Annotated in this window: 24 protein-coding genes; 7 read left to right on the top strand and 17 right to left on the bottom strand. The window is 62.3% G+C overall.

Annotated elements, in window-relative coordinates:
* A partial coding sequence (locus MOV63_RS15540; RefSeq protein WP_247034707.1) for an aminopeptidase P family N-terminal domain-containing protein occupies window positions 1-638 on the bottom strand: 638 nt, incomplete at its 3' end.
* Here MOV63_RS15540 and MOV63_RS32995 point away from each other — a divergent pair.
* The gene (locus MOV63_RS32995) at window positions 615-869 is read left to right on the top strand and encodes an EAL domain-containing protein (RefSeq protein WP_405029337.1); all 255 of its coding nucleotides are present in this window, start codon (window positions 615-617) and stop codon (window positions 867-869) included. The genes MOV63_RS15540 and MOV63_RS32995 overlap by 24 nt on opposite strands.
* Window positions 870-884: 15 nt before the next feature.
* Here the strand turns inward: MOV63_RS32995 and MOV63_RS15530 are convergent, their stop codons facing one another.
* From MOV63_RS15530 to MOV63_RS15490, 9 genes are all read right to left on the bottom strand, one after another.
* Complete coding sequence (locus tag MOV63_RS15530; RefSeq protein ID WP_247034699.1) at window positions 885-1,955, bottom strand: ABC transporter ATP-binding protein; 1,071 nt, start codon at window positions 1,953-1,955, stop codon at window positions 885-887.
* Entirely contained in the window at window positions 1,955-3,703 is a 1,749-nt protein-coding gene (locus MOV63_RS15525) for an iron ABC transporter permease (protein WP_247034696.1), read from the bottom strand. Before MOV63_RS15525 ends, MOV63_RS15530 begins: the two co-directional genes overlap by 1 nt.
* A 97-nt stretch (window positions 3,704-3,800) precedes the next feature.
* Window positions 3,801-4,850 carry an ABC transporter substrate-binding protein gene (locus MOV63_RS15520; RefSeq protein ID WP_247034694.1) on the bottom strand — a complete coding sequence of 350 codons (1,050 nt, stop codon included), beginning with the start codon at window positions 4,848-4,850 and terminating at the stop codon, window positions 3,801-3,803.
* Window positions 4,851-4,962: 112 nt separating this feature from the next.
* Window positions 4,963-5,652 carry a GntR family transcriptional regulator gene (locus tag MOV63_RS15515; RefSeq protein ID WP_051900240.1) on the bottom strand — a complete coding sequence of 230 codons (690 nt, stop codon included), beginning with the start codon at window positions 5,650-5,652 and terminating at the stop codon, window positions 4,963-4,965.
* Window positions 5,653-5,656: 4 nt separating this feature from the next.
* On the bottom strand, window positions 5,657-6,634 hold the full coding sequence (locus MOV63_RS15510) for an NAD(P)/FAD-dependent oxidoreductase (RefSeq protein ID WP_247034692.1): 978 nt from the start codon (window positions 6,632-6,634) through the stop codon (window positions 5,657-5,659).
* A gap of 2 nt (window positions 6,635-6,636) precedes the next feature.
* Window positions 6,637-8,304 carry a hypothetical protein gene (locus MOV63_RS15505; protein WP_247034690.1) on the bottom strand — a complete coding sequence of 556 codons (1,668 nt, stop codon included), beginning with the start codon at window positions 8,302-8,304 and terminating at the stop codon, window positions 6,637-6,639.
* 87 nt (window positions 8,305-8,391) lie between these two features.
* Window positions 8,392-9,924, bottom strand: a complete 1,533-nt coding sequence (locus MOV63_RS15500) for a malonyl-CoA synthase (protein WP_040123887.1) — start codon at window positions 9,922-9,924, stop codon at window positions 8,392-8,394.
* On the bottom strand, window positions 9,924-11,297 hold the full coding sequence (locus tag MOV63_RS15495; RefSeq protein ID WP_247034687.1) for a malonyl-CoA decarboxylase: 1,374 nt from the start codon (window positions 11,295-11,297) through the stop codon (window positions 9,924-9,926). Before MOV63_RS15495 ends, MOV63_RS15500 begins: the two co-directional genes overlap by 1 nt.
* Window positions 11,298-11,378: 81 nt before the next feature.
* A complete protein-coding gene (locus MOV63_RS15490) occupies window positions 11,379-12,593 on the bottom strand; it encodes a polyhydroxyalkanoate depolymerase (protein ID WP_247034716.1) in 1,215 nt (404 codons plus the stop codon).
* A gap of 116 nt (window positions 12,594-12,709) precedes the next feature.
* Here MOV63_RS15490 and MOV63_RS15485 point away from each other — a divergent pair, with 116 nt between their 5' ends.
* The 4 genes from MOV63_RS15485 (at window position 12,710) to MOV63_RS15470 (ending at window position 15,647) form a co-directional block, all read left to right on the top strand.
* The gene (locus tag MOV63_RS15485; protein ID WP_247034686.1) at window positions 12,710-13,363 is read left to right on the top strand and encodes a glutathione S-transferase; all 654 of its coding nucleotides are present in this window, start codon (window positions 12,710-12,712) and stop codon (window positions 13,361-13,363) included.
* A gap of 24 nt (window positions 13,364-13,387) precedes the next feature.
* Window positions 13,388-14,227: a tryptophan 2,3-dioxygenase gene (kynA, locus tag MOV63_RS15480; RefSeq protein ID WP_247034684.1), complete on the top strand. Its 840-nt coding sequence runs from the start codon at window positions 13,388-13,390 to the stop codon at window positions 14,225-14,227.
* Window positions 14,228-14,301: 74 nt separating this feature from the next.
* On the top strand, window positions 14,302-15,111 hold the full coding sequence (locus MOV63_RS15475; RefSeq protein WP_247034676.1) for an AraC family transcriptional regulator: 810 nt from the start codon (window positions 14,302-14,304) through the stop codon (window positions 15,109-15,111).
* A gap of 113 nt (window positions 15,112-15,224) precedes the next feature.
* Entirely contained in the window at window positions 15,225-15,647 is a 423-nt protein-coding gene (locus MOV63_RS15470; protein ID WP_247034675.1) for a VOC family protein, read from the top strand.
* Window positions 15,648-15,663: 16 nt separating this feature from the next.
* Here the strand turns inward: MOV63_RS15470 and MOV63_RS15465 are convergent, their stop codons facing one another.
* The 7 genes from MOV63_RS15465 to MOV63_RS15435 all read right to left on the bottom strand — a co-directional run bounded on the left by MOV63_RS15465 (window position 15,664) and on the right by MOV63_RS15435 (window position 21,200).
* Window positions 15,664-15,987, bottom strand: a complete 324-nt coding sequence (locus tag MOV63_RS15465) for an antibiotic biosynthesis monooxygenase (RefSeq protein WP_247034674.1) — start codon at window positions 15,985-15,987, stop codon at window positions 15,664-15,666.
* A gap of 73 nt (window positions 15,988-16,060) precedes the next feature.
* Entirely contained in the window at window positions 16,061-16,966 is a 906-nt protein-coding gene (locus tag MOV63_RS15460) for a 2-hydroxyacid dehydrogenase (RefSeq protein ID WP_247034714.1), read from the bottom strand.
* 67 nt (window positions 16,967-17,033) lie between these two features.
* Entirely contained in the window at window positions 17,034-17,747 is a 714-nt protein-coding gene (locus tag MOV63_RS15455) for an amino acid ABC transporter ATP-binding protein (protein WP_247034713.1), read from the bottom strand.
* Between the two features lie 112 nt (window positions 17,748-17,859).
* Entirely contained in the window at window positions 17,860-18,660 is an 801-nt protein-coding gene (locus tag MOV63_RS15450) for a transporter substrate-binding domain-containing protein (RefSeq protein WP_247034673.1), read from the bottom strand.
* Between the two features lie 51 nt (window positions 18,661-18,711).
* Complete coding sequence (locus MOV63_RS15445) at window positions 18,712-19,368, bottom strand: amino acid ABC transporter permease (protein WP_080952390.1); 657 nt, start codon at window positions 19,366-19,368, stop codon at window positions 18,712-18,714.
* A 16-nt stretch (window positions 19,369-19,384) separates the two neighbouring features.
* Window positions 19,385-20,053 carry an amino acid ABC transporter permease gene (locus MOV63_RS15440; RefSeq protein ID WP_247034672.1) on the bottom strand — a complete coding sequence of 223 codons (669 nt, stop codon included), beginning with the start codon at window positions 20,051-20,053 and terminating at the stop codon, window positions 19,385-19,387.
* A gap of 100 nt (window positions 20,054-20,153) precedes the next feature.
* Complete coding sequence (locus MOV63_RS15435; RefSeq protein WP_247034671.1) at window positions 20,154-21,200, bottom strand: LacI family DNA-binding transcriptional regulator; 1,047 nt, start codon at window positions 21,198-21,200, stop codon at window positions 20,154-20,156.
* 153 nt (window positions 21,201-21,353) lie between these two features.
* Between MOV63_RS15435 and MOV63_RS15430 the strand changes: the two genes are divergently transcribed.
* Together MOV63_RS15430 and MOV63_RS15425 are read left to right on the top strand one after the other, a co-directional pair.
* Entirely contained in the window at window positions 21,354-21,593 is a 240-nt protein-coding gene (locus tag MOV63_RS15430; protein ID WP_247034670.1) for a type II toxin-antitoxin system VapB family antitoxin, read from the top strand.
* Window positions 21,593-22,027: a type II toxin-antitoxin system VapC family toxin gene (locus tag MOV63_RS15425; RefSeq protein ID WP_040123898.1), complete on the top strand. Its 435-nt coding sequence runs from the start codon at window positions 21,593-21,595 to the stop codon at window positions 22,025-22,027. The genes MOV63_RS15430 and MOV63_RS15425 overlap by 1 nt, the downstream gene beginning before the upstream one ends.
* Window positions 22,028-22,030 lie beyond the last annotated feature (3 nt).

Below are 22,030 nucleotides of genomic sequence, written 5' to 3'. Positions count from 1 at the left end.
AGCCGTGCGCCGGGTTTCACCGCCGCCGCCATGCGGACGAGCCCGGCCTCCGCGGCCTTGGCGGCACGATGCAGCCGTTCGATCTCGCGCGGCGTTTTAACGGCCCGCAGACGGCGCAGCAATTCCGAGCCGTCAGCCCAGCTCACAGTCGGCAAAGCCAGTTTCAACGCCTCGAAATCGGCGGCCGGCATGAATTCGAGGTCGGCGCCGATCTTTGACCGCTCGAGGCCGCGCTCCTTCAGCAGATCACCGAGCAGGCCAAAACAGGCGGATCGATCGAACGTTTCCGGCCGCGGACCGGCCGAGCCGAGCTGGCGATAGGCCTCGTTGATCTGATCGACGCTCTCGGCTCCCGTCAGATCAAGCATGTCGATCCAGACGCGATGGGTGCGCAGGTCGACCTCTGCCGCTGCCTTGCGGATCGAGCCGGCGGCGTGGTCGCTGGCGATCGCGGCTAGACCAATCGAGGCATCGGCCGGCACAAGCGCGATTGCGGCACCCGCCCTGCCCCACATGGTCGCCACACCGGCCGGCGCGCCCACTGCATACCGAAAGGCTTCGGGCTGGAAGATTACCAGGGCGTCGAGGCCGGCTCGCGCCATCAGGCGCTCTGCATGGCGGCGGTCGATATCACTCATCGCATTCTCCAGAACCACCGCTTCGGCTGCCGCATCGCGCTCGACGAGCTCGGCACCGGCTATTCGTCGCTGAGCTATATGAGCCGTTTTCCAGTCCATATCGTCAAGGTCGACCAGTCCTCAATCCGTTCGCTCACAGAACGGACGGGCGACATTGCCGACGCACCGGCCTTGAAAGGCCGGCACGTGCTGCTCGATGTGGTGCGACGGATGGGTTTCAAAGTGAAATAGCGGGCGAGGCGAGCCTCAATCCGCGATTGGCACGATCTGCGCGGGATCAATCTGCAGCCAGGCCGGCGCGCCGACCTCGAAGACGTCCGCCGGCGGCGCGGCGACACGGAATTGCAACCCGCTGTCCGTCGACTGGAAGACGTAGTCCCAGGTCTCGCCAAGGAACGAGGATTGCCGCACCGAGCCTTGCAGGTTGATGGCTTTTTCCCGGGGAGCCTCGGTTGCGGAAAGCTTCATCGCCTGCGGTCGGATGGAGACGGTGATCGGGCCGCCGCCAGAAACCTCTTCGCCGATCATCGCCAGCGGCACACTGAAGCCCGCAAAGTCGATCATGTGGTTGCCGCAATTGCCGGAGAGGAAATTCGTGCGGCCGATGAAGCTCGCCACAAACCGGGTCTTCGGCCGGCTGTAGAGCGCGTAAGGGCTGTCGATCTGCTCAAGGCGGCCGTTGTTCATCACGGCGATGCGGTCGGAAGTCACCATCGCCTCGCCTTGGTCGTGGGTGACATAGACCGAAGTGATCTTGAACTCGTCATGCATGCGCTTGATCTCGAAACGCATCTCCTCGCGCAGGTTGGCGTCGAGGTTCGAGAGCGGCTCGTCGAGCAGCAGCACGGCCGGACGGATAACCACTGCGCGGGCGAGCGCCACGCGCTGCTGCTGGCCACCGGAAAGCTCGGCCGGATAACGGTCGGCGAGATGGCTCATCCGCACCGTTTCCAGCACCGCTCCGACGCGTTTCTTGACCTCGTCGGAAGGCAGCTTGCGAAGGTTGAGCCCGAAGGCGACGTTCTGCGACACCGTCATGTTCGGCCAGATCGCATAGGACTGGAAGATCATCGACATGCCGCGCTTTTCCGGCGGCACCGAGCCTGATGGCGCCGACAATATCTTGCCGTCGAGCTCGATCGAGCCGGAGGTCGGGTCGATGAACCCGGCGATCATCCGCAGCGTCGTCGTCTTGCCGCAGCCGGAAGGGCCGAGCAGCGACACGAATTCGCCGGGCTTGATATGCAGGTCGAAATCGAGCACCGCATCGACGGCTCCGAAACGGCGACCGAGTTTCCTGAGGACAAGTCCGTCCATTAGCTTCTCCTCAACATGAAGTCGCGTCCGAGATAACGCATCCCGATGGCGACGACTGCGACAATGATGATCAACAAGAGTGAACCCAGCGCCGCGAGCTTTTCGAGCTCGCCTTCCTCGCTGAGATCGAGCAGCACGACGGAAACGACGCGCGTGGTGGGACCGACCAGGAAGATGGCGGTCGAGAGTTCCTGTGCCGCCGGCACGAAGATCAGCAGCCAGCCCCCGGCCAGCGTCCGCTTCAGGAGCGGTCCGACCACATGCCTGAGCGCCGTCACCCGCCCGCCGCCGAGAATGCGCACCGCCTCCTCCATTTCCGGATGGATGCTGCGCACGCCGGCCGAACTGGTGGTGAAGGCGATCGGCAGGAAGCGGGTGACGAAGGCAAGCGCCATGATCGTATAGGTGCCGTAAAGCGCGATCGGCGGCAGGGCATAAGCCGCATAAAAGCCGATGGCGAGCACGATGCCGGGCACGACATAAGGCGAGACCGCGAGGAAGGCGAGCAGGCCCGAGAAGGGGATCAGCTTGCGCTGCACGATATAGGCGATGAACAGCGCCAGCGTGATCGCCACCGTCGCCGCGACGATGCCGAGCCCGATGCTGCCGACCAGTGCCTTTTGCGAACTGGAATGCTCGAAGAGCACATAGTGGAAGTTGGAAAGCGTCAGGTTGCTGAACGAGAAGCCGGCCGTCCAGGAGTCCGAGAAGGCGGCGAGAAGCAGCACGAACATCGGCATCAGCACCGACAGCGCCACGACGCAGAAACAATAGCCAAACAGCACCCAGCGCCACCTGCCGAGCTTGACGATACGGCGCTCGCCGCCCTTGCCGCTGACCGAGACATAACCCTTGCGGCGCAGGATCAGCTTCTGCAGCCCGAGCATCGCCGCGGTGATCAGCAGCAGCGGAATCGAATAGGCGGCCGCCACCTGGATCCGCAGCGGGAACGAGAAGAACTCGGTGAGCTGGATGACCACGACCGGGTAGCGCGCCGGGATCGAGATCAGCGCCGGCACGCCGTAAAGCGCGATCGCGCCGAGGAAGGAAAGAAGAGCTGCGCCGATGATCGCCGGCATGACCAGCGGGAACGTCACCTTCATCGCGGTCTTGAACGGCCCGGCGCCGAGGATGTTGGCGGCATCCTCCATCTCGGAATTGATCATCTCGAAGGCCGAGCTCACCAGCACGAAGACGAGGAAGAAGCCGCCGATCGCGGTGACCAGCACCAGTCCGCCGAAGGAGAAGATGTTGACCAGCGGCTCGGTCGAGCCTGAAAGGCTGTGCCAGACGCGGTTGATCCAGCCGGTATTGGGGCCGGCGAGCAGGATCCAGCCGACGCCGGCGAGATAGGGCGGCATGATGAAGGCGCCGAACACGCTGTAGCGCACGAAATTGCGGCCCGGCATGTCGGTGCGGGTGCAGGCCCAGGCAAGCGGCACCCCGAAGGCAAGTTTCAGCACCACGACCACGGCGCCCATCTTCAGCGTATTGGTGAGCGCGGTGATGTGCCGTTCCTTGCCATAGGCCTCGACATAGTTGTGCAGCGTCCAGCCGCCGGTCTTGGCGTCGGTGAAGCTGGAGACGACGAGCGTCCACATCGGCGCCACGATCAGCACGACCAGGATGCCGGCGAGGAACAGCCAGAGCAGATTGGCCGGCTGCAGCCGCTGGTGCCAGGGCACACGCACCTTCACCGGCTGGTCATCCGACCAGGTGCTGGCCGCGGGATGGGAAACACTCGTCATGATCGGCGCTCGCTTTGTCACTGGAGGCGTCGGAAACAGGTCACGCCAGCGGGCGTGATGGGCGGAGGCCAGCAGATGCCGGCCTCCCGGTTATGGTTCAGATTCCGAACGTGTCGCGGAATTTTTCCTGGACCTCGGGCAGCTTCCTGATGCCGTCGGCCGTCGCGATCGACTTCGTCTTGTAGCTGCTGAGCGGGCGCATGCCGTCTGCCAGCGGCACGCCGGCCCGAAGCGGATAACGGTAATCCTTGGCGAAATATTCGGCGATCTCCGGCCCGAGCAGGAAGTTCTCGAACAGCCGTGCGGCATTCGGATGCGGTGCGTCCTTCAAGATGGCGGTTGCCGAAGGCGGCAGCAGCGCGCCGTCGGTCGGATAGACGACACCGATCGGTACCTTTTTGAGCATCGAGTCCGACAGGATCAGCGGCAGCGGCGCCAGCGCCACCTTGCGTTCACCCGAGGCGACGAGGTTATGACCGTCGGCCACGGAGCGGCCGATCTGGGGCTTGTTCTTCTCGATATTCTTGAAGAAGTCCCAGCCGTAGAGGTCGTTCATCAGGATGGTCCATAGCCCGACGCTGCCGGAGAAGCTCGGATGGCCGATAGCCACCTGGCCCTTCCACTTCGGATCGGCAAGATCAGTCCAGTTCTTCGGGGCTTCCGCCTCGGTCACCAGCTTGGTGTTGTAGGCGATGACGAGAGGCGAGACACCTGACGTGATCCAGTAGTTCTCCTTGTCGGCGAGCGCCCGAAGCTCCGGCACCATGTCTTTGAGGTTTTCCGGGGCGAACTGGGCAAGCGCGCCCTGTTCCTTCAGCTGCAGCATCTGGCCGTCGTCATTGGTCGACATCAGGTCGCCCTGCACGGCTTTTGCCTGCAGTTCCTGCACGAGGCGCTGGAAGATGACCTGACCGGAGGCGCGCACGACGTTGCAGCCGACGCCGGCATATTTCGCCTTGAACAGGCCGCACATGCCGTCGGCGAACTCGGTGGTCGTCTGCGAGACGTACCAGGTGACCGAACCTTCCTTTTTGGCGGCATCATAGAGCTGCTTTTCGCTGGCCGTCATTTCAGCCGCGCCGGCAAGACCGGCCGCCAGCAAGAATGCCGGAACCAGGCCGGCCACATAGGTAATGGCATGCTTCATGATCTCTCCTCCCTTTGATCCGGCCCATTGCCGGCGACAAGCTCGACCCTCCCGAGCTCAGAAATTCACGGTTTCCTTCCGCCGCAATCGATCCCGGTGGCGATGTTCCTCATCATTCGCCGGGGATCAGCTGGCGTTCCACCGGGCGCATCAGCGCCAGGAAGTCGCTGAAATATTCGCCCTGGATGACGACATGGTTGCGCATTGCATCGCGGGCGCGGGCGTCGTCGCGGTCCCGGATCGCTGCAAGCACCTCGTCGTGCTCAGACAGTGAACTATTGACGCGCCCGGGCACCCGCAGCTGCAGGCGCCGATAAGGCTTCAGCCGTCGCTGCAGCGCATGGGCGTTTTCCGCCAGGAAGCCGTTGCCGCTCGCCTCGTAGATTACCCGGTGAAATTCGGCGTTGGCGTAATAATAATCGTCCGAATTGCCGGCCTGTTGGGCGGTGGCGCAGGCAGCCTGCGCCTCTTCGAGCAATTTCAGCTGTTCCGGGCGAATGCGGCGGGCGGCAAGCCGGGCGCACATGGCTTCCAATTCGCCCATTACCTCGAACATCTCGACAAGCTCGGTGATCGTCAGCTGGGTGACGAAGGCGCCGCGATTGGGCACCATTCTGATGAGGCCCATGGTGCTTAGCTGGATCAGCGCCTCGCGCACCGGCGTGCGGGACACCTGATGGCGGGCCGCGAGACTTGCCTCTTCGAGCCGATCACCGGGGGAATAGAAGCCGGTGACGATATCCTGCTCGATCGCGTCGCGAACGCTCGGTTTGCCCTGTTTGCCTTTGAGCAGCACGTTCATGGGCCTATCCTGCCGATGCGGCCGCGATATCACGCGGTCCTGCCTGTTGGGTATCACCCTGACGCTGTGCCAGATGGCGCACCGCGGAAATTGCCGCCGTCACGCCGTCGCCTGCCGAGGCCGCCAGATGCGCGACCGAGCGGGCTCGGATGTCGCCGGCCGCGAAAATGCCCGACACAGATGTCTGCATGTCGAGATCGACGACGATCCGGCCATCGGCCGCAAGCGTTACCGTGTCGCTGAGGAAAGACGTATTGGGCTCAAGTCCGACATAAACGAAGACGCCATGGCAGGGGAGATCGCTCTCTGTGCCGGTCGACAGATCGCGGACGGTTATCGCGCTGACGCCGCCTTCGCCGCGGATCGCGGTGGCCACCGTGTTCGGCCTGACTTCGATATTGGAGGCTTCGCTGGCTTTCGCCTGCAAAGCGGCGCTGGCGCGGAGGCGCGAGCCGCGATGAATGACCGTGATGCGCGCGGCATGCGGAACGAGCGCCAAGGCTTCGTCCAATGCCGAATCCCCGCCGCCGATGATGCAGACTTGCTTGCCGCGCATCAGCGGTCCGTCACAGGAAGCGCAATGGGAAACGCCTCGGCCTTCCAATTCCGCTTCGCCCGGAATGCCGAGCGTGCGCTTGGCGGAGCCTGCGGCGACGATCACTGCGCCCGCCGTCAGATCGAGATCGCTACCCGCGATGCGGAAGCCGGTATCTGTCTTTGCGATGGTCTCGATCGTATCGAGTGCGAATTCGACACCTGCCTCGTCCGCCTGCATCTGCAGCATAGGCCCGAGTTCGAAACCGGACATGCCCTCGGCAGGCCCCGGAAAATTGTCGATGCGGTCGACATTGATCACCTGGCCGCCGGCGCCGAGCATGTCGACGATCATCGTGCGCGCGCCGTGCCGGGCCGCGGCGATGGCGGCATTCAGCCCGGCCACGCCGGCGCCGATGACTACAATGTCGTAATCGTTCGGGCTCATCGTCAGCGCCAATCGTCGACGGAAACGGTCGTGCGGTAATGCGCGCCGTAGATCTGCCAATAGCCGTTGGACTCGCCGCCGACGACCACGACATTGATGTCCTGCGGGCGGAAAATGTGGACGAGTTCGTCCTTGCCGGCCTTCAGCTTGCCGGCCATCGGCTCCTCGCCGAAGGTAGCGCGCGGATAGATGTAGTTCTGCACGAGTTGCAGGTCCCAGTAACGGCCGGCCGGCATCTGCGCCGTCTCGTAGATGAAGTCGAGCAGATCCTGCTTGTTCACGAAACCACCGCGATCGATGAACTGCCGGGCGCAGATCGGGTCGAGAACGAGGGTCGGCGCGGTGATCGCGTCGGTGCCGAGCAGCATGTCGCGTACGTGCTCGCGCCAATATTCCTTGCGCAGGCCGAGGCTGAAGGTCGTGGAACGGCAGCCGTGGAAAATGCTGACGGTGCTCGTCCGGGCGTCGAAACCCTTCTGCACATGCAGCGGCTCCCAGGGACTGCGCTCCTCGTTTTCCGCGAAGGTGAGGTTGTTATAGGTATAATTGTTGCCGAGCGAGCCCATGAAGGTTTCGCCCACTACTGAGCCGCCCTGCAGGTTCTGAGACAAAAGCCCGAAGGCGCGACCGATCGTGGCATTGGCATGGCTGTAGGGGCCGAGCGCGCCGACGCCGCAGTTCATGCCGATCTCGTTGCGAACGGGTCCGTTGACGACGGCCATCGCTGCTGCCGATGAGGAGGTCGATCCGCGGGCGGAGACCTGAGCTGCCGCCAATGCCAGGATGACCGGAAAATATTCGGGTGACGCGCCGGCCATGACGGCGTTCACGGCGACCTTCTCGACCGTGTATTCCCACAGGCCGCGATTGGTGGTCGGCTGCATGTGGCCGACCACCTCGTCCGGCTTGCGGGAGGTCGCCGCCAGCATGTCTGCGACACGGGCGTCACTCGGAAGAATGATCGGCAGCTTATCGGTCCAGTTGTTACGCAGGAAGGCGGCGTGGAGATTATCTTCCGTGTCCGGTTCAACGAGGCGCGGCGTGCTGCGCTCGAACTGGGCATCCTCGGCGCTCGCCGAAAGGCCAACGGTCAAGGCCTCGATGATTTCCTTCATCACCGGCTTGCCGCTGATCGGATCGGTGCCTTCCACATAGGCGCGCAGTTCTTCCGGCGTCTTGCCCATCACCGGCTGGGGCACGAAGACCAGCGGCTGCTGCGAAAGCCCGCCCATCTTGGCGACGGAGCGAACGACCTTGTCGAATTTCTCGGTGTGGATGGCCGCAGTCGGTACACCGTATTTGGTTTCCAGCGTGATCGCATGGGTGGTGACGGCCGGTGCGCAGGTGCTGCAATGGCCGACGCCGATGATCGCGGCATGGCCGTTCGCCTTGATCTCTTCCCAGAGCTGTGGGTCATCCTTGGAATAGGTATTCGCCATCTGGCGGATCCGTACGTCCACGGAGGGCATGTTGCGTGCAAACCAGGCCTCGACCTCCTTCAGGAGCTCGACGGAATCGTCAAAGCGGCTGTCGACAAGATAGACGACCTTGCCGTCGAGGCTTGTCGGGCGGTCAGCCGGCTGCTTGCGGCTGACCTTCGGCGGATAACCCATCGGATTGTGGACGGTGACGAGCGGCTGAGCGCTGTCCGGCTTTCCCTGTTGCAACATCCCACTTCCTCCCGAAATGTTCCGTGCTCGTATGCAATCATAGTCCACGCGTATACATGAACCGTCAAGTCCCAAAATTGCGATTTGCTATTTTGCGGCGGCGGCTGTCGGCTCGAACGTTCCGGAAAACTGATTGCGGAGTATATTCTTCTGCACCTTGCCCATCGTGTTGCGCGGCAATTCGGCCATGAACGTCACCTTTTTCGGGCGTTTATAGCCCGCCAGACGGCCATCCAGCGCCTTGATGACCTCTTGTTCGGTCAGCTGGGCCCCTGATTTCAGGACGATCGCGGCAATGATGCCCTCGCCGAAATCCGGATGCTTGACACCGAACACGGCACTTTCGGTAACGCCCGGCATGGCGTCGATTTCCATCTCCACCTCTTTCGGGTATACATTGTAGCCGCCGGTGATGATGAGGTCCTTGCCGCGCCCGACGATATGGACATAACCGTCCTTGTCGATCTTTCCGAGGTCGCCGGTGATGAAGAAGCCGTCCTTGCGGAATTCTGCGGCGGTCTTTTCCGGCATGCGCCAGTAACCCGAAAACACGTTCGGGCCGCGCACCTCGATCATGCCGATCTCCTCGGTGCCGAGGGAGGCGCCTGTTTCGGCGTCAGTGACCCGAACCTGGACCCCCGGCAACGGGAACCCGACCGTGCCGGCGACCCGCCGGCCGTCATAGGGGTTCGAGGTGTTCATGTTGGTCTCGGTCATGCCGTAGCGCTCGAGGATGGCGTGACCGGTGCGCGCCTGCCATTCCTCGTGGGTTTCGGCCAGAAGCGGCGCCGAGCCGGAGACGAACAGGCGTATATGGGCGGTGCTGTCCTTGTTGAGCCCCGGATGTTGCAGCAGGCGGGTATAGAAGGTCGGCACACCCATCAGCACGGTCGCCTTCGGCATCGCCTCCATGATCTTGTTCGGGTCGAATTTCGGCTGGAAAATCATTGAGGCGCGCGAGGCGAGCACGACGTTGGTGGCGACGAAAAGCCCGTGTGTGTGGAAGATCGGCAGCGCGTGGATCAGCACGTCCTTGTCCGTGAACCGCCAGCTTTCGACCAGCGACGTCGCGTTTGACAGGAGATTGTCATGGCTGAGCATGGCGCCCTTGGAACGCCCCGTCGTGCCGGACGTATAGAGGATCGCGGCGATATCCGCTCCGCCCCGCTCTGAGGTTTCGGTTATCGGCGTGGCGATGGCGGCGGCATAGGTCAGCGTCCCCTTGCCCGTTGGGTCGAGCGTCAGGATCTTCGCGCCGGCCGCGTTGGCGATCGGCTGCAGCGCCTCGAATTTCGAGGGATCGCAGACGAAGATCGAGGGCTCGGCGTCGGTGAGGAAATATTCGATTTCCGCCGGCGTATAGGCGATGTTGAGCGGCAGGTAGATGCCCCCTGCCCTGACTGTCGCCAGATAAAGCGCCAATGCTGCGACCGACTTTTCCGCCTGGACGGCCACCCGGTCGCCCGGCTGCAGGCCGGCTTCAAGAAGCGCTCCGGCAAGCCGCGCGCATTGATCGGCGAAGGTGCGGTAGCTCATCGTGCCAACCGTCTCGTCGGTCAGGAGCAGCCGGTCCTCCCGGTCGAGCCCGCCGAGCAGCGCGTCATAGAGATTACCAGCCATCAAAACACCTCCTGGGAAACCGGTTGGGCCAGTTTGCGCAGCGCCGGCGTCGCTGCGATATGGCCGTTTTCGGCATAAGCCTCGTGATTTTTCTCGATCTCGCCGAGCCGGTAGCGATAGTTGACCATCAGGCCGTAGGACTGGCGCATGCCCTTCGGCGAACGGTCGCCGAGGAAGTTGAGCCGCTCGGCCTGTGCGCCGTTGCCGAGGTGGAATCGCGCGACCGGATCGACCGGCCGACCGTTGCCGCGCCGGACGTTGAGCAGGTAATGTGCGCCGAGCGGCAGCATGGCGCGCTGGATCTGGTCGAGTTCGCGCTCACCGGCCGACGCCCAATCGCCTTCCAGCCGAGCCATAAGCCGCTGCTTTTCCTCTACGATCTCCGCGCTGTCGGTGGCGCGGCTCTCGCCGCGCAGCCAGGCGCCGAAGCCCGGTATGGGCGATAACGTCACGAAATTTTCGAGCCGCGGCAGGTCGCGCTTCAGGTCGTTCACCACCTGCTTGATCAGGAAATTGCCGAGCGAAATGCCAGCCAAGCCGCGCTGGCAGTTGGAAATCGAATAGAATACGGCCGTCGTCGCCTGCTGCACTTCCAGCGGCTGGCGGTCGCGTGCCAGAAGCGCGTCGACCGAGGCCGGCAGATGGTCGGTCAGCGCCACCTCGACGAAGATCAGCGGCTCGTCTTCCAATTGCGGGTGAAAGAAGCCGAAGCAACGGCGGTCGGCCGGCGCCAGCCGTCGGCGCAGATCGTCCCAGCCGTCGATATCGTGCACGGCCTCGTAGCGGATCAGCGCCTCCAGGATATTGGCGGGCGTGGTCCAGTCGATCGATCGCAACATCAGGAAACCCCGGTTGAACCATGAGGAGAAGAGATGGCAGAAATCGAGGTCGACCGGCTGCAGCGCCGGTTCTTTGGCCAACATGTCCATCAGGTGTTCGCGCATCTCGACCAGCGTTGCGGTGCCGCGCTTGGCGAAATTGATGCGGCGAAACAACTCCTGCCGCCGCGGCTCCGCCGCCTCGTGCAGCCTCGCGATATTCTCTGCGCTTGGCTCGGCGTTATAGGCCGCCGCCGCGGCGTCCAGGACCGGGCGATCCGGGCCGAAACGGTCGAGCAGTGCCCGCATGAAGGCGTCGCGGTCCGGGACGCTTGCCTGGCGATAGGCTTCGAGGAAGGCTTCGGCAAGAATGGCGCCGGAGACTTCGCCGCGGCGCGACAGGATCATCTCGGCAAGGCCGGCGAGGTCGCGGTTCTGCACCGGCGGCGATGAAAGGCCGAACAAGGCCCGGCCGCGGCCGGACAATGACTGGATCAGCTCGCCGATAAACGGAGGAGCATCCCACCAGCCGAAAACCGGATCCCTGCTGCTCATCTTTTTTCTCCTACCCCTTCATTGCATACAACAGATGGGTGATCGTATGCAAGCGAAGGTGCAAGGCTGGCGCCTGTCGCGCTATTCCATCGCGAGGATCATGTTGCGGACGACGGGATAGATTTCCTTCTCCCAGCGGCGGCCGCTGAAGACGCCATAGTGCCCGACATTGGCCTGCAGATGATGGCGGCGCAGGTGCGGGCGTAGCGAATGACAGAGGTCATGGGCTGCAGAAGTCTGGCCGAGCCCGCAGATATCATCGCGGCCGCCTTCGACGGTCAGAAGCGCGGTGGCGCGAATATGGTTCGGGTCTACCTTGCGGCCATGGTGGGTGTAGTTGCCGCTCGCCAGCTCCGCCCTCTGGAACACCCGATCGATGGTCTCGATATAAAATTCCTCGGTCATGTCGAGTACGGCGAAATATTCGTCGTAGAAATGCTTGATCTTATCCGCCTCGGCGGTCTCACCCTTGGCTAGGTGGCGGTAGAGCTTGCGATGTGCCTCGACATGGCGCTCCATGTTCATGCTCATGAAGGCGACGAGCTGCAGGAAACCGGGATAAACGCGCCGGCCGCTGCCCGGAAAACCCATGGGTACCCCGGTTATCAGTTCGCTCTTGAACCACGACAGCGGCTTCGAGACCGCAAGTTCGTTGACCTTGGTCGGGCTCTCGCGGGTATCGACCGGCCCGGCCATCAGCGTCATGGTGCGCGGGGTCGCCGGGTTTTTCGCCTCTGACATCACGGCAACGGCGACGAGCGCCTGGACGCAGGGCTGGCAGACGGCGAGGATATGTCCGCGCGGACCAATCTCTTCCAGGAAGCGGATGATGTAATCGACATAATCGTCCATTCCGAAGCGACCGGCGGACGTGGACACGTCCCGCGCATTGGCCCAGTCGGTGACGTAGACGTCGTGATCCTTTAGTAAGGTCTGGACCGTGCCGCGCAGCAGCGTCGCGAAATGGCCGGAGAGTGGCGCGACCACCAGCACTCGCGGACGGGGCGTATCGACGTCGGCGACGAAATGCAGGAGCCGCCCGAAAGGCAGGTCGAGCGCCGTCTCGACTGATATCGGCACGTCGCGGTTGCCGATCGTGACCGAGGTAATCTCGAACTCCGGCCGCTCGTGGGTGATCTTGAAGCGGGACATCAATTCCAGTGCTGCGGCAGCATGCCGGCCCATTTCGGTGCCGGCGCCGAAGAACAGGGCCGAAGACATCAGTTGCAGGCGTCGGGCCATATCCCGCATCGGCGCGAGGAGGTCGTCCTGGAATTGATAGGCCTGATAGAGCATGAACATGTCCCCGCTCACCGCAAAAATGCGGCAGTGCAAAAATGCTAGTGCAATATGTCTCGCGATGCGAGAAGATTGTCACCGGACGCATGATTGTCCGACAAGGATTGAAACTGATGACGCAGGCGGCACTCACGATCTCCTCGAAAAACTATTCCTCCTGGTCGCTGCGCGGATGGCTCCTCTGCCGCATGGCGGGCCTCGATTTCGAGGAAATGCTGGTCGAGATGAACGACGATGCGCGCCAGGAACTGCTGCTGTTGTCGCCCTCCGTGCTGGTGCCGCGGCTGACCCATGATGGCGTCAACGTCTGGGATACGCTGGCGATTGCCGAATATCTGAACGAAATCACGCCGGATGCCGGTCTCTGGCCGGCCGACATCGCCGACCGCGCCCGTTGTCGTGCGGTCTCCGGGGAAATGCATTCCGGCTTTCACAATCTTCGCTCGGCCCTGCCGATGAACCTCAAGGCCCGGCACGAACGCTTCAAAATCTTTTCCGGCGCCCGGCCGGATGTGGAACGGGTCAAGACGATCTGGGCCGAGTGCCTGGAAGCGAGCGGTGGCCCGTGGCTTTTCGGCGAAAAGCCGACGGTGGCGGATGCCATGTATGCGCCCGTCTGCAGTCGCTTCCGCACCTATGCGGTCGAGCTTGAACCGAAGCTTGCGGCCTACGCCGACACTGTCCTCGCCTGGCCGCTGATGCTCGAATGGACCGAAGGGGCGCTTGCGGAACCGGACGAAATCGTCGAGTTGGAAGTGGAATTCTAGACCGCGAAAGACATATCGGACATTATGAGCTCGAAACCTTACGATCCCGGCGAAGACGGCGCGGAAATGTCTTTTCGCGAGAAGATGTCCTATTCCGATTACCTGCATCTCGAAAAGGTGCTCGACGCGCAAGAGCCGATCTCGGCGGCGCATGACGAACTGCTGTTCATCATCCAGCACCAGACGTCCGAATTGTGGATGAAGCTTGCGATCCACGAGATCACCTCGGCAATCAATGCCATCCGCAACGATGATCCGCAGCCGGCCTTCAAGATGCTCACCCGCGTCGCCCGGATTTTCGAGCAACTCAACAATGCCTGGGACGTGCTGCGCACCATGACGCCCAGCGAATATACGGAATTCCGCGCCTCGCTCGGCCAGTCTTCCGGTTTCCAGTCCTATCAGTATCGGGCGATCGAGTTCCTCGCAGGCAACCGCAACGTGGCGATGCTCGGGCCGCATGCGCATCGGCCCGATATCATCGAAAAGCTGGAAGGCATCCTTGCCCACCCTAGCCTTTACGACGAGGCGCTGATGCTGCTTTCCCGGCGCGGCTTCGATATCGGCGAAGACGCAGCAAGAACCGACTGGCGCACAAAACGCCCTGAGAACGAGCAGGTGCTGGAGGCCTGGAAACAGGTCTATAGCGCGCCAGGCACCTATTGGGAGCTTTACGAACTCGCAGAAAAGCTGGTCGATTTCGAGGATTATTTCCGCCGCTGGCGATTCAACCATGTCACCACGGTGGAACGGGTGATCGGCTTCAAGCGTGGCACCGGCGGCACGTCCGGCACCTCGTATCTGAAGAAGATGCTGGAGGTCGAACTGTTTCCCGAACTCTGGCGGGTGCGTACCGTTCTGTAAGCCGAGTGAAGCTGGAAGCTGCCGGTTGGTGATCTTCTCGAGCCGGGCTATGTTGGCTCAAACGCGAGGAGCCGATGCGCGCGAAGGGACGAAACGGATTTCGGATGTTTCGATGCGGCATGGCTGGCGTGCAGGCGGTCGTGGCCCGCTCCGACCACCATTTTGCCCGTCACACCCATGACCAGTACGGCATCGGCGTGATCGAGAGCGGCGCCCAGAAGTCCGCAAGTGGACGCGGTCCGGTGGAGGCCGGACCGGGCGACGTCATCACCGTCAACCCCGGCGAAGTGCATGACGGCGCGCCGATCGGCGATGAAGGGCGTTTCTGGCAGATGCTCTATTTCGATCCGGATGTGATGGCCGGCGCAGTCGCGGATATCCGCCAGGGCAGGCCCGGCGATTTCGAATTTGCCGATCCGGTGCTGCGGCACCCGCCGCAGGCCATGACGATACGGCAGCTGTTCACGGCGATGATCGCCGAGCAAGCCGGCGCGGAACTCCGCCGCCAGGAATTGCTGCTGACGCTGCTGGCCGAGGTGATGCGGGACGCGCCGGAGCCTAAACCGGTACCGCAAGCGATCCGGGCAGCGCGCGAGCGGATCGACGACGATCCGGCCAAAGCGGTCAGCCTTGCCGATCTGGCGGACCTTGCCGGCCTTAGCCAATTCCAGCTCCTGCGGGCTTTCGACAGGGTGATGGGGCTCACCCCGCATGCCTACCTGATCCAGCAGCGCATCCGGCTGGCGCGAAAACTGATCGCCGGCGGGACGGGACTTGCGGAGGCGGCGCTGGGCAGCGGCTTTGCGGATCAGAGCCACATGACCCGCATCTTCACCCGCAGTTTCGGGATTTCCCCACGCCTCTACGCAGTTGCGGTGCGTTGATCGCCGACGTACGGCAGCTTTCGCGGAGGACAAGCGGATGACGCTTGCTCTCCATTGCGGGAATGTTAGGCTTTGCCTTCGGATATCCATCTGACACCGGGAGGGCTCAGACAATGGCCGCATGCTTCAGATACATCGTCAACGATGTAAAGTCAGCGATCGATTTCTACACTGCACACCTTGGCTTCAAGCTCGAGATGCACCCTGCCCCGTCTTTCGCGGAAATCTCGCGTGGCGACATGCATCTCTATCTCTCCCAGCCGAACCCGCGGGGTGGCGGCGGTGCGCCGATGCCATCCGGAGAGCAGCAGGCACCCGGCGGGTGGAACCGCATCCATATGACCGTCGACGACCTGGATGGGATGGTTGAGCGGCTGAAACTGGCCGGCTGCGGCTTCCGCAACGAGATCATCCAGGGGACGGGCGGCAAGCAGATTTTACTGGAGGATCCGTCCGGAAACCTGATCGAACTGTTCGAGCCGAACACGCCCGCTTATCGCGCGCCCGGCTCAGGCACGAAGACCGCCGGCGGTTGACCGGCGGCCGATGAACTCAGGACAGCGCCAGATCGAAGACGTGGTGATGGATGCGGCCGTCGAACATGTCCAGTAGCCCCTTGGTCATGTCCCGGCTTTCGTAGCGCACCGGCGATTCCAAGGCCGCGGCCAGTGCCTCGCGGCTTTCGTACATGGTCGACAGCACCATCGGGTAGGACGGCGCACCGTCATCGCGCTCGATATTGTAGAGCACGTGTACTTCCCTGATGCCCGGAAAAGCCAGCCACATCGGCATCAGCTTCTCGGCCACATAGGTCTTGAACGCCTCTTCCTGGCCGGCATGGATCCTGCCTTCGAAAAAGGCCTGACGGATGATCATCTCGTTTCTCCGGCTCACTTTTGCGCAGCGCAATTCCGAACGGAAAACCGCTTCACACTTTTCCTGGAATTGCTCAATTGACGGTGGTCGGCGGCTTTTCGCCAGCGAAATGTGCGGCGATATTGGCAAGCACCAGCTCCCCCATGGCGATGCGGGTCTCGACCGTGGCGCTGCCCTGGTGTGGCATCAGCACCGTGTTCGGCGCGGTGAAGAAATCTTCGCGGATGCGCGGCTCGTCGAGATAGACATCGAGACCGGCTGCGCCGATCGTGCCGTCGTTGAGGGCGGCGAGCAGCGCGTTTTCGTCGACGACGCTGCCGCGGGCAATATTGATCAGGATGCCTTTCGGTCCCAGCGCCTTCAGAACCTCGGCATTGACGATGTCTTTCGTCTGCGCATTCGCGGCGACGATGACGCACAGCACGTCGCTGTCTTGCGCCAATGCCACCGGCGAGGCACAGGACTTCCAGGTCGTGTCCTTGACCGGCGAGCGGTTCCAGAAGCGCACGTCCATGCCGAAGGCTTCGGCGCGGCGGCCGAAGGCCTTGCCGATCTGGCCGAGGCCGAGGATGCCGACGCGCTTGCCCTTCGGGCTGTTGCCGAGTGGAAAGCCTTGGCTGCCCCATTTGCCGGCCCGCACGAATGCGTCGCCCTTGGCGATATGGCGCAGCACGCCGAGCATCAGTGCAATGCCCATGTCGGCGACATCATCAGTCAAAACGCCGGGCGTGGTGGTGACGTCGATATTGCGGCTCCGTGTGAATTTGAGGTCGACCTTGTCGGTGCCGACGCCGTTGATGGCGATGACGCCGAGCGAGGGCAGCTTCTCGATCCATTCGTTGGAAAGACCGGTGCCGCCGCCGGTCGCGACGGCGCGGATGTTCGGCAACGCTGCTTCCAGCGTTGCCTTCTGCGCCGAGTCATACAGCCGATGCACGGTATAGGCTGCGTCGAGCTGGTCCTCGATGAACTGCATCATCGGTTCCACAAGCAGGATGTCTGGTTTCACGTCCGGAACTCCTTCATTTCAATGGATGGCAGCGGTCTCAGGAGATCTGTCCGAGGAAGATCTTCAGGCGCTCGTTCTTGGGATTGCCGAAGAATTCTTCCGGCGCTGCGGTTTCGAGGATCTCGCCGCGGTCCATGAAGATCACCCGGTCGGCGACCTGCCGGGCAAAACCCATTTCATGGGTGACGCAGAGCATGGTCATGCCCTCCTTCGCAAGGTCGATCATGGTGTCGAGCACTTCCTTGACCATTTCCGGGTCGAGCGCCGAGGTCGGCTCGTCGAACAGCATGATCTTCGGGTTCATGCACAGTGCCCGGGCAATCGCCACGCGCTGCTGCTGGCCGCCGGAAAGCTGGGCGGGATACTTTTCGGCCTGTTCGGGAATGCGCACCCGCTCCAGGTATTTGCGAGCGGTCTTTTCCGCCTCGACCTTCGAAATGCCACGCACCTTCATCGGCGCCAGCGTGCAGTTTTCCAGGACCGTCATGTGCGGGAAGAGGTTGAACTGCTGGAAGACCATGCCGGTCTCCTGGCGGACGATATCGACGTTCTTGCCGCCGGCGGTCAGGTCATGGCCGTCAACGACGATTTTGCCCTTCTGGATCGTCTCCAGCTGGTTGATGCAGCGGATCAGCGTCGACTTGCCGGAGCCGGAAGGGCCGCAGATGACGATCCGCTCCCCTCGGTTGACCGACAGTTCGACGTCCTTCAGCGCGCGAAAGCCGCCATACCACTTGTTGACGCCTTCCATCCTGACGGCGAGTTCGGAAGTTCCTCGCGTGGCCGCGGCCGATGCGTTTGCGTTCACCTCAGTCATTGCGAGGAACTCCCTTTCGATCTCAGTTCTGGGCGTGGTTCTGGTCTTACTTGGCGTTGGCGACGAAGTCCGGCAGCGGAGCGCCGAGCCACTTTTCATGGATCTTGCCGAGTTCGCCGTTGGCCTTGACCTTGGCGATGAAGGCGTTGACAGCCGTCAACAACTCGCTCGAACCCTTGCGGACAGCGATGCCCTGAACCTGCTGGCTAAGCTGCAGCTTCTGGGTGAACCGGCCGGGAGCTGCCTTTTCGATCTGGGCGGCGACAACGTTCGAGACGCCGATCAGCTGAACCTGGCCGGACAGCAGGGCCTGCACGGCGCTGGCATCGTCATCGAAACGCTGGATCTTGGCATCCTTCGGGGCGATCTTGGTGACGCCGGTATCCTGCGTCGAGGCGCGGGCGACGCCGATCGTCTTACCGGACAGGTCTTCCGGCTTGGAGACCTCGGTCGCCTTGGCGCCGAACACGCCGATCGAGATGCCGGCATAGGGCTGCGAGAAATCGACGCTCTTGGCGCGCTCTTCGGTGATGCCGAGCGAGGCGACAAGCAGGTCGACCTGGTTGCTCTGCAGGTAGGGAATGCGGTTCGGGCCGGTGACCGGAACGATCTGCACCTTCACGCCGAATTCCTTGGCGAGCAGCTTTGCCACGTCGGCATCATAACCGTCCGGCTCGTTCGAGGTGTTCATGATCCCGAACGGCGGGAAGTCGACCAGCATGCCGATCTTGACGGTGCCTGCGGATTTGATGCTTTCGACGGTCTGCGCCGATGCGGTGGAGGCGCCTGCGCCCATCATTAGGCCTGCGCCGATGACGGCCATAACCATGCGTCTAGAAATGTTCATTTTCCTACCCTTTTCTGTTGCACCGGTTTCCTCCCTCCGGCTCGGGTCCCGTCAACGTGCCGTTGCGCGGGAAAATCTGAGTTCCATCCGTCGCGCCAGCACCGAAAGCGGCCAGCAGAGGACGAAGTAGACCGCGGCTACCGTGCCGAACACCATGAACGGGCTGAACGTGGCGTTGTTGATGATCTGGCCCTGGCGGGTGAGCTCGGTAAAACCGATGATCGCCGCAAGCGATGTGCCCTTGATCAGCTGCACGAGGAAGCCGACCGTCGGCGCCACCGCGATCTTGGAGGCCTGCGGCAAGACGATATAGCGCATCCGGTTATAGTAGCGCAGGCCGAGCGCGGTCGCGGCTTCCCGCTGACCCGGCGGCACCGCCTCGATGCAGCCGCGCCAGATTTCGCCGAGGAAGGCGCTCGCATGCAGGGTGAGTGCGACGGTTGCGGCAAGCCACGGATTGATGGCAAAACCGAGGATGTTCATGCCGAAGAACACCAGGAAGAGCTGCATCAAGAGCGGCGTTCCCTGGAAGACACGGATGAAACCGGTGGCGATCAGCCGGGGCCATTTCGCATCCGAGACGCGCATGAGCGCGATCAGCAAGCCACCGATGCCGCCGCCGGCAAAGGCGATCGCCGACAGCGCGATGGTCCACTGCGCCGCAAGCACGATGATCCAGAATTCGTTGATGCCGAAAGGTCTGATCAATGGCATGGCCAGGCTCCTATCGGCTCAACGGATATTTGAAGGCGGCCTTCTCGATCGCCGAGAAGATCGTCGAGAAACCGACCGACATGACGAGATACATGATCGTGATGACGATATAGACTTCGAAGCTCGCGAAGGTCTGCGACTGCAGATTGTTGCCGGCGGCGGCAAGGTCGTCGGCCGAGATTGCCGAGACGACGCTGGAGGTCAGCATCAAATAGATGAGCTGGCTGGTCAGCGACGGATAGACGGTGCGCAGCGCCGGTTTCATGATGATGTAGCGGAAGATCTGCAGCTTCGAGAGGCCGAGCGCGGTGCCGGCCTCGATCTGCCCCTTCTGGATCGACTCGATGCCGGCGCGGATGATCTCCGTGCCGTAGGCGCCGAAATTGACGACCAGCGCCACCAACGCCGCGCTGTTCGGCGTCAGAAAGATCCCGAGCGACGGCAGGCCGAAGAAGATGAAGAAGATCTGCACTAGGAACGGCGTGTTGCGGATGATCTCGATATAGGCGTCGATGACCCAGCGCAGCGGCGCAATGCCCGAGGTCTTGCCGGCGGCGCAGGCGATCGAGACGATCAGGCCGATGATCATCGCCGCCACCGAAAGCTGGATCGTCAGCCAGGCGCCGAGCAGAAGCTGGTCGAAACCCGCAAATACGGGCTCGAAATTGAAATTGTACAACTTGGGACCTCCCCAATGATGTCGAAAGAACGCCACTCCTCTGCGGCGTCTGTTCATTTAGATCGATCTAAAAGCTTTCGGTCCGGACGTCAACCGAAAGCTAACGGGATTGTTGCAAAGCCGAAATGGCGACCGGCCCGCAGGATTGACGGATATGCAAAACCGTTTCGTTCACAACCCTGCGAGGTGGGCGGATGGGATCGGCCAACCGGTCGAGGAGAAGCCGGGCCGCATTCCCGCCGATCGTCACCGGTCCGGTGGAAACGGATGTAAGCCTCGGCCGCATCGCCTCCGCGTCGGTCACGTCGTCGAAACCGATCAGCGAAAAATTCTCGCCGACCTTCAGGCCACGGTCGTAGAGACCGGCGGAAAGGCCGAGCGCGATCACGTCGTTGAAGCAGATCACCGCCGTCGGCTGCTCGCCCTCGCCGAAGAGGAGATGCGCGGCATCGGCGATCTCGCCGATCTGGATCGGCAGACCGACGATCATGTTCGGATCGAGCCCGCGCGATTGCATGGCATCGCAAAACCCCTCGACGCGCTCGCGATAGGCGGAATGGATCGGCCCGTGGACGGCAAAAGCGATCGTCCGGTGGCCGAGCGATGCCAGATAATCCACCGCCTGGCGCATGCCAGCCGCATAGTCGGAACCGGCATAATCGACTTCCTCGGAGATCTGGCGGAGCACCTGCACCAGGGGCAGATCCCAGTCGGCGAGCTGGTGAAGGAACGCAGGTTCGGTGCCGGCCGCCGGGCAGACGATGACGCCATCGACGCCGTGCTCGCGCATCCGCCGCATCACCATGTCCTGCCGTTCGACGAGATCGCCGCTATTGGCAAGGATCACCACCATGCCGGCCGAATCGATGACCGCCTCTATGCCGGAGAGCAGTTCGGCGAAGAACGGGTTTGTCAGATTAGGTACGATGACGCCGACGGTGTGGCTGCGCTCGGCCCTCAGCCGGGCGGCCCCCATGTTGTAGACATAGCCGAGCTCGCGCATCGCTTCCTCGACGCGCGCCCGCGTATCGGCACCGACCAGCGGGCTCTTGCGGATGACGAGCGAGGCGGTGGCGCGGGACACATTGGCGCGCCGCGCTACGTCGACAAGCGTCACCCGACTTTTCTTTTTGTCTTCGAATGGCATGATGTCATTTAGCAGAGGTGAAATCCGAATACCAGCGAACCACATAAACAATAAAAACAATAGGTTAGCCATTTCGGATAACGCCGAAAAGCAACCAACTTGCAGGGATATAAAAACGAGGATATTATAATATCCTCCAAAGGATATGCTCAGATGCCTCTCTACATCAAGGACCCAGAAGTCGACAAGCTCACGGAGGAGCTTGTGGGCCTCATCAAGACGTCCAAAGTAGACGCCGTGAAGACGGCGTTGAAGCACGAGATCGCCAGCCGCAAAGCCAGCTTGCCCATTCGCGACCGGTTGGCAAAATCTCTGGCGATGGCCCGTGCTGCGGGACCATTCGCACCCGGCGACCACAAGCGCGAGACCGATGAAATGTGGGACGAAGACTGATGCTGTTCATCGACGCATCCGTGATCGTGGCTATCCTTGCGGAAGAGCAGGACCGTGATGAGTTGCTGGACCGTATCGGCCAGGATCCTGGCCCATTCTATGTGTCATCCGTGGTGAGGATGGAGGCCTCGCTTTCGCTAACACGCCGCAAGGCTGGGGTAAGTGGCCGCGACAAGCCCGCCACCCCCGAAATGCTGGCGGAGTCTCGCCGTCTGGTGGACCAGTTCATTGCCGATCTGGAGGCTCGGGACATCATGATCAGCGGAGACGTGGGGACAAAGGCCCTGGACGCCGCCCAGGACTTCGGCAAGATCGTCAACCACCCTGCAAAGCTCAATATGGGAGATTGCTTCTCCTATGCCTGCGCAAAGGCTTACAGGACCAAGGTTGCCTATAAGGGCAACGACTTCGCCTTGACCGATATAGGCTGGTGAAGC

It is taken from the genome of Neorhizobium sp. SHOUNA12A (assembly GCF_023006505.1).
Taxonomy (GTDB): domain Bacteria; phylum Pseudomonadota; class Alphaproteobacteria; order Rhizobiales; family Rhizobiaceae; genus Neorhizobium.
This window is presented reverse-complemented; position numbering and strand designations above follow the sequence as displayed.

What these genes read in the sequence shown, in the direction of transcription:
- MOV63_RS15505 (WP_247034690.1), bottom strand. Translation starts at nt 8,304, where the DNA reads ATGTTGCAACAGGGAAAGCCGGACAGCGCTCAGCCGCTCGTCACCGTC.
- MOV63_RS15525 (WP_247034696.1), bottom strand. Translation starts at nt 3,703, where the DNA reads ATGACGAGTGTTTCCCATCCCGCGGCCAGCACCTGGTCGGATGACCAG.
- MOV63_RS32995 (WP_405029337.1), top strand. Translation starts at nt 615, where the DNA reads ATGGCGGCGGTCGATATCACTCATCGCATTCTCCAGAACCACCGCTTC.
- MOV63_RS15425 (WP_040123898.1), top strand. Translation starts at nt 21,593, where the DNA reads ATGCTGTTCATCGACGCATCCGTGATCGTGGCTATCCTTGCGGAAGAG.
- MOV63_RS15490 (WP_247034716.1), bottom strand. Translation starts at nt 12,593, where the DNA reads ATGCTCTATCAGGCCTATCAATTCCAGGACGACCTCCTCGCGCCGATG.
- MOV63_RS15485 (WP_247034686.1), top strand. Translation starts at nt 12,710, where the DNA reads ATGACGCAGGCGGCACTCACGATCTCCTCGAAAAACTATTCCTCCTGG.
- MOV63_RS15450 (WP_247034673.1), bottom strand. Translation starts at nt 18,660, where the DNA reads ATGAACATTTCTAGACGCATGGTTATGGCCGTCATCGGCGCAGGCCTA.
- MOV63_RS15465 (WP_247034674.1), bottom strand. Translation starts at nt 15,987, where the DNA reads ATGATCATCCGTCAGGCCTTTTTCGAAGGCAGGATCCATGCCGGCCAG.
- MOV63_RS15495 (WP_247034687.1), bottom strand. Translation starts at nt 11,297, where the DNA reads ATGAGCAGCAGGGATCCGGTTTTCGGCTGGTGGGATGCTCCTCCGTTT.
- MOV63_RS15455 (WP_247034713.1), bottom strand. Translation starts at nt 17,747, where the DNA reads ATGGAAGGCGTCAACAAGTGGTATGGCGGCTTTCGCGCGCTGAAGGAC.
- MOV63_RS15435 (WP_247034671.1), bottom strand. Translation starts at nt 21,200, where the DNA reads ATGCCATTCGAAGACAAAAAGAAAAGTCGGGTGACGCTTGTCGACGTA.
- MOV63_RS15510 (WP_247034692.1), bottom strand. Translation starts at nt 6,634, where the DNA reads ATGAGCCCGAACGATTACGACATTGTAGTCATCGGCGCCGGCGTGGCC.
- MOV63_RS15530 (WP_247034699.1), bottom strand. Translation starts at nt 1,955, where the DNA reads ATGGACGGACTTGTCCTCAGGAAACTCGGTCGCCGTTTCGGAGCCGTC.
- MOV63_RS15460 (WP_247034714.1), bottom strand. Translation starts at nt 16,966, where the DNA reads ATGATGCAGTTCATCGAGGACCAGCTCGACGCAGCCTATACCGTGCAT.
- MOV63_RS15470 (WP_247034675.1), top strand. Translation starts at nt 15,225, where the DNA reads ATGGCCGCATGCTTCAGATACATCGTCAACGATGTAAAGTCAGCGATC.
- MOV63_RS15520 (WP_247034694.1), bottom strand. Translation starts at nt 4,850, where the DNA reads ATGAAGCATGCCATTACCTATGTGGCCGGCCTGGTTCCGGCATTCTTG.
- MOV63_RS15500 (WP_040123887.1), bottom strand. Translation starts at nt 9,924, where the DNA reads ATGGCTGGTAATCTCTATGACGCGCTGCTCGGCGGGCTCGACCGGGAG.
- MOV63_RS15430 (WP_247034670.1), top strand. Translation starts at nt 21,354, where the DNA reads ATGCCTCTCTACATCAAGGACCCAGAAGTCGACAAGCTCACGGAGGAG.
- kynA (WP_247034684.1), top strand. Translation starts at nt 13,388, where the DNA reads ATGAGCTCGAAACCTTACGATCCCGGCGAAGACGGCGCGGAAATGTCT.
- MOV63_RS15515 (WP_051900240.1), bottom strand. Translation starts at nt 5,652, where the DNA reads ATGAACGTGCTGCTCAAAGGCAAACAGGGCAAACCGAGCGTTCGCGAC.
- MOV63_RS15475 (WP_247034676.1), top strand. Translation starts at nt 14,302, where the DNA reads ATGCGCGCGAAGGGACGAAACGGATTTCGGATGTTTCGATGCGGCATG.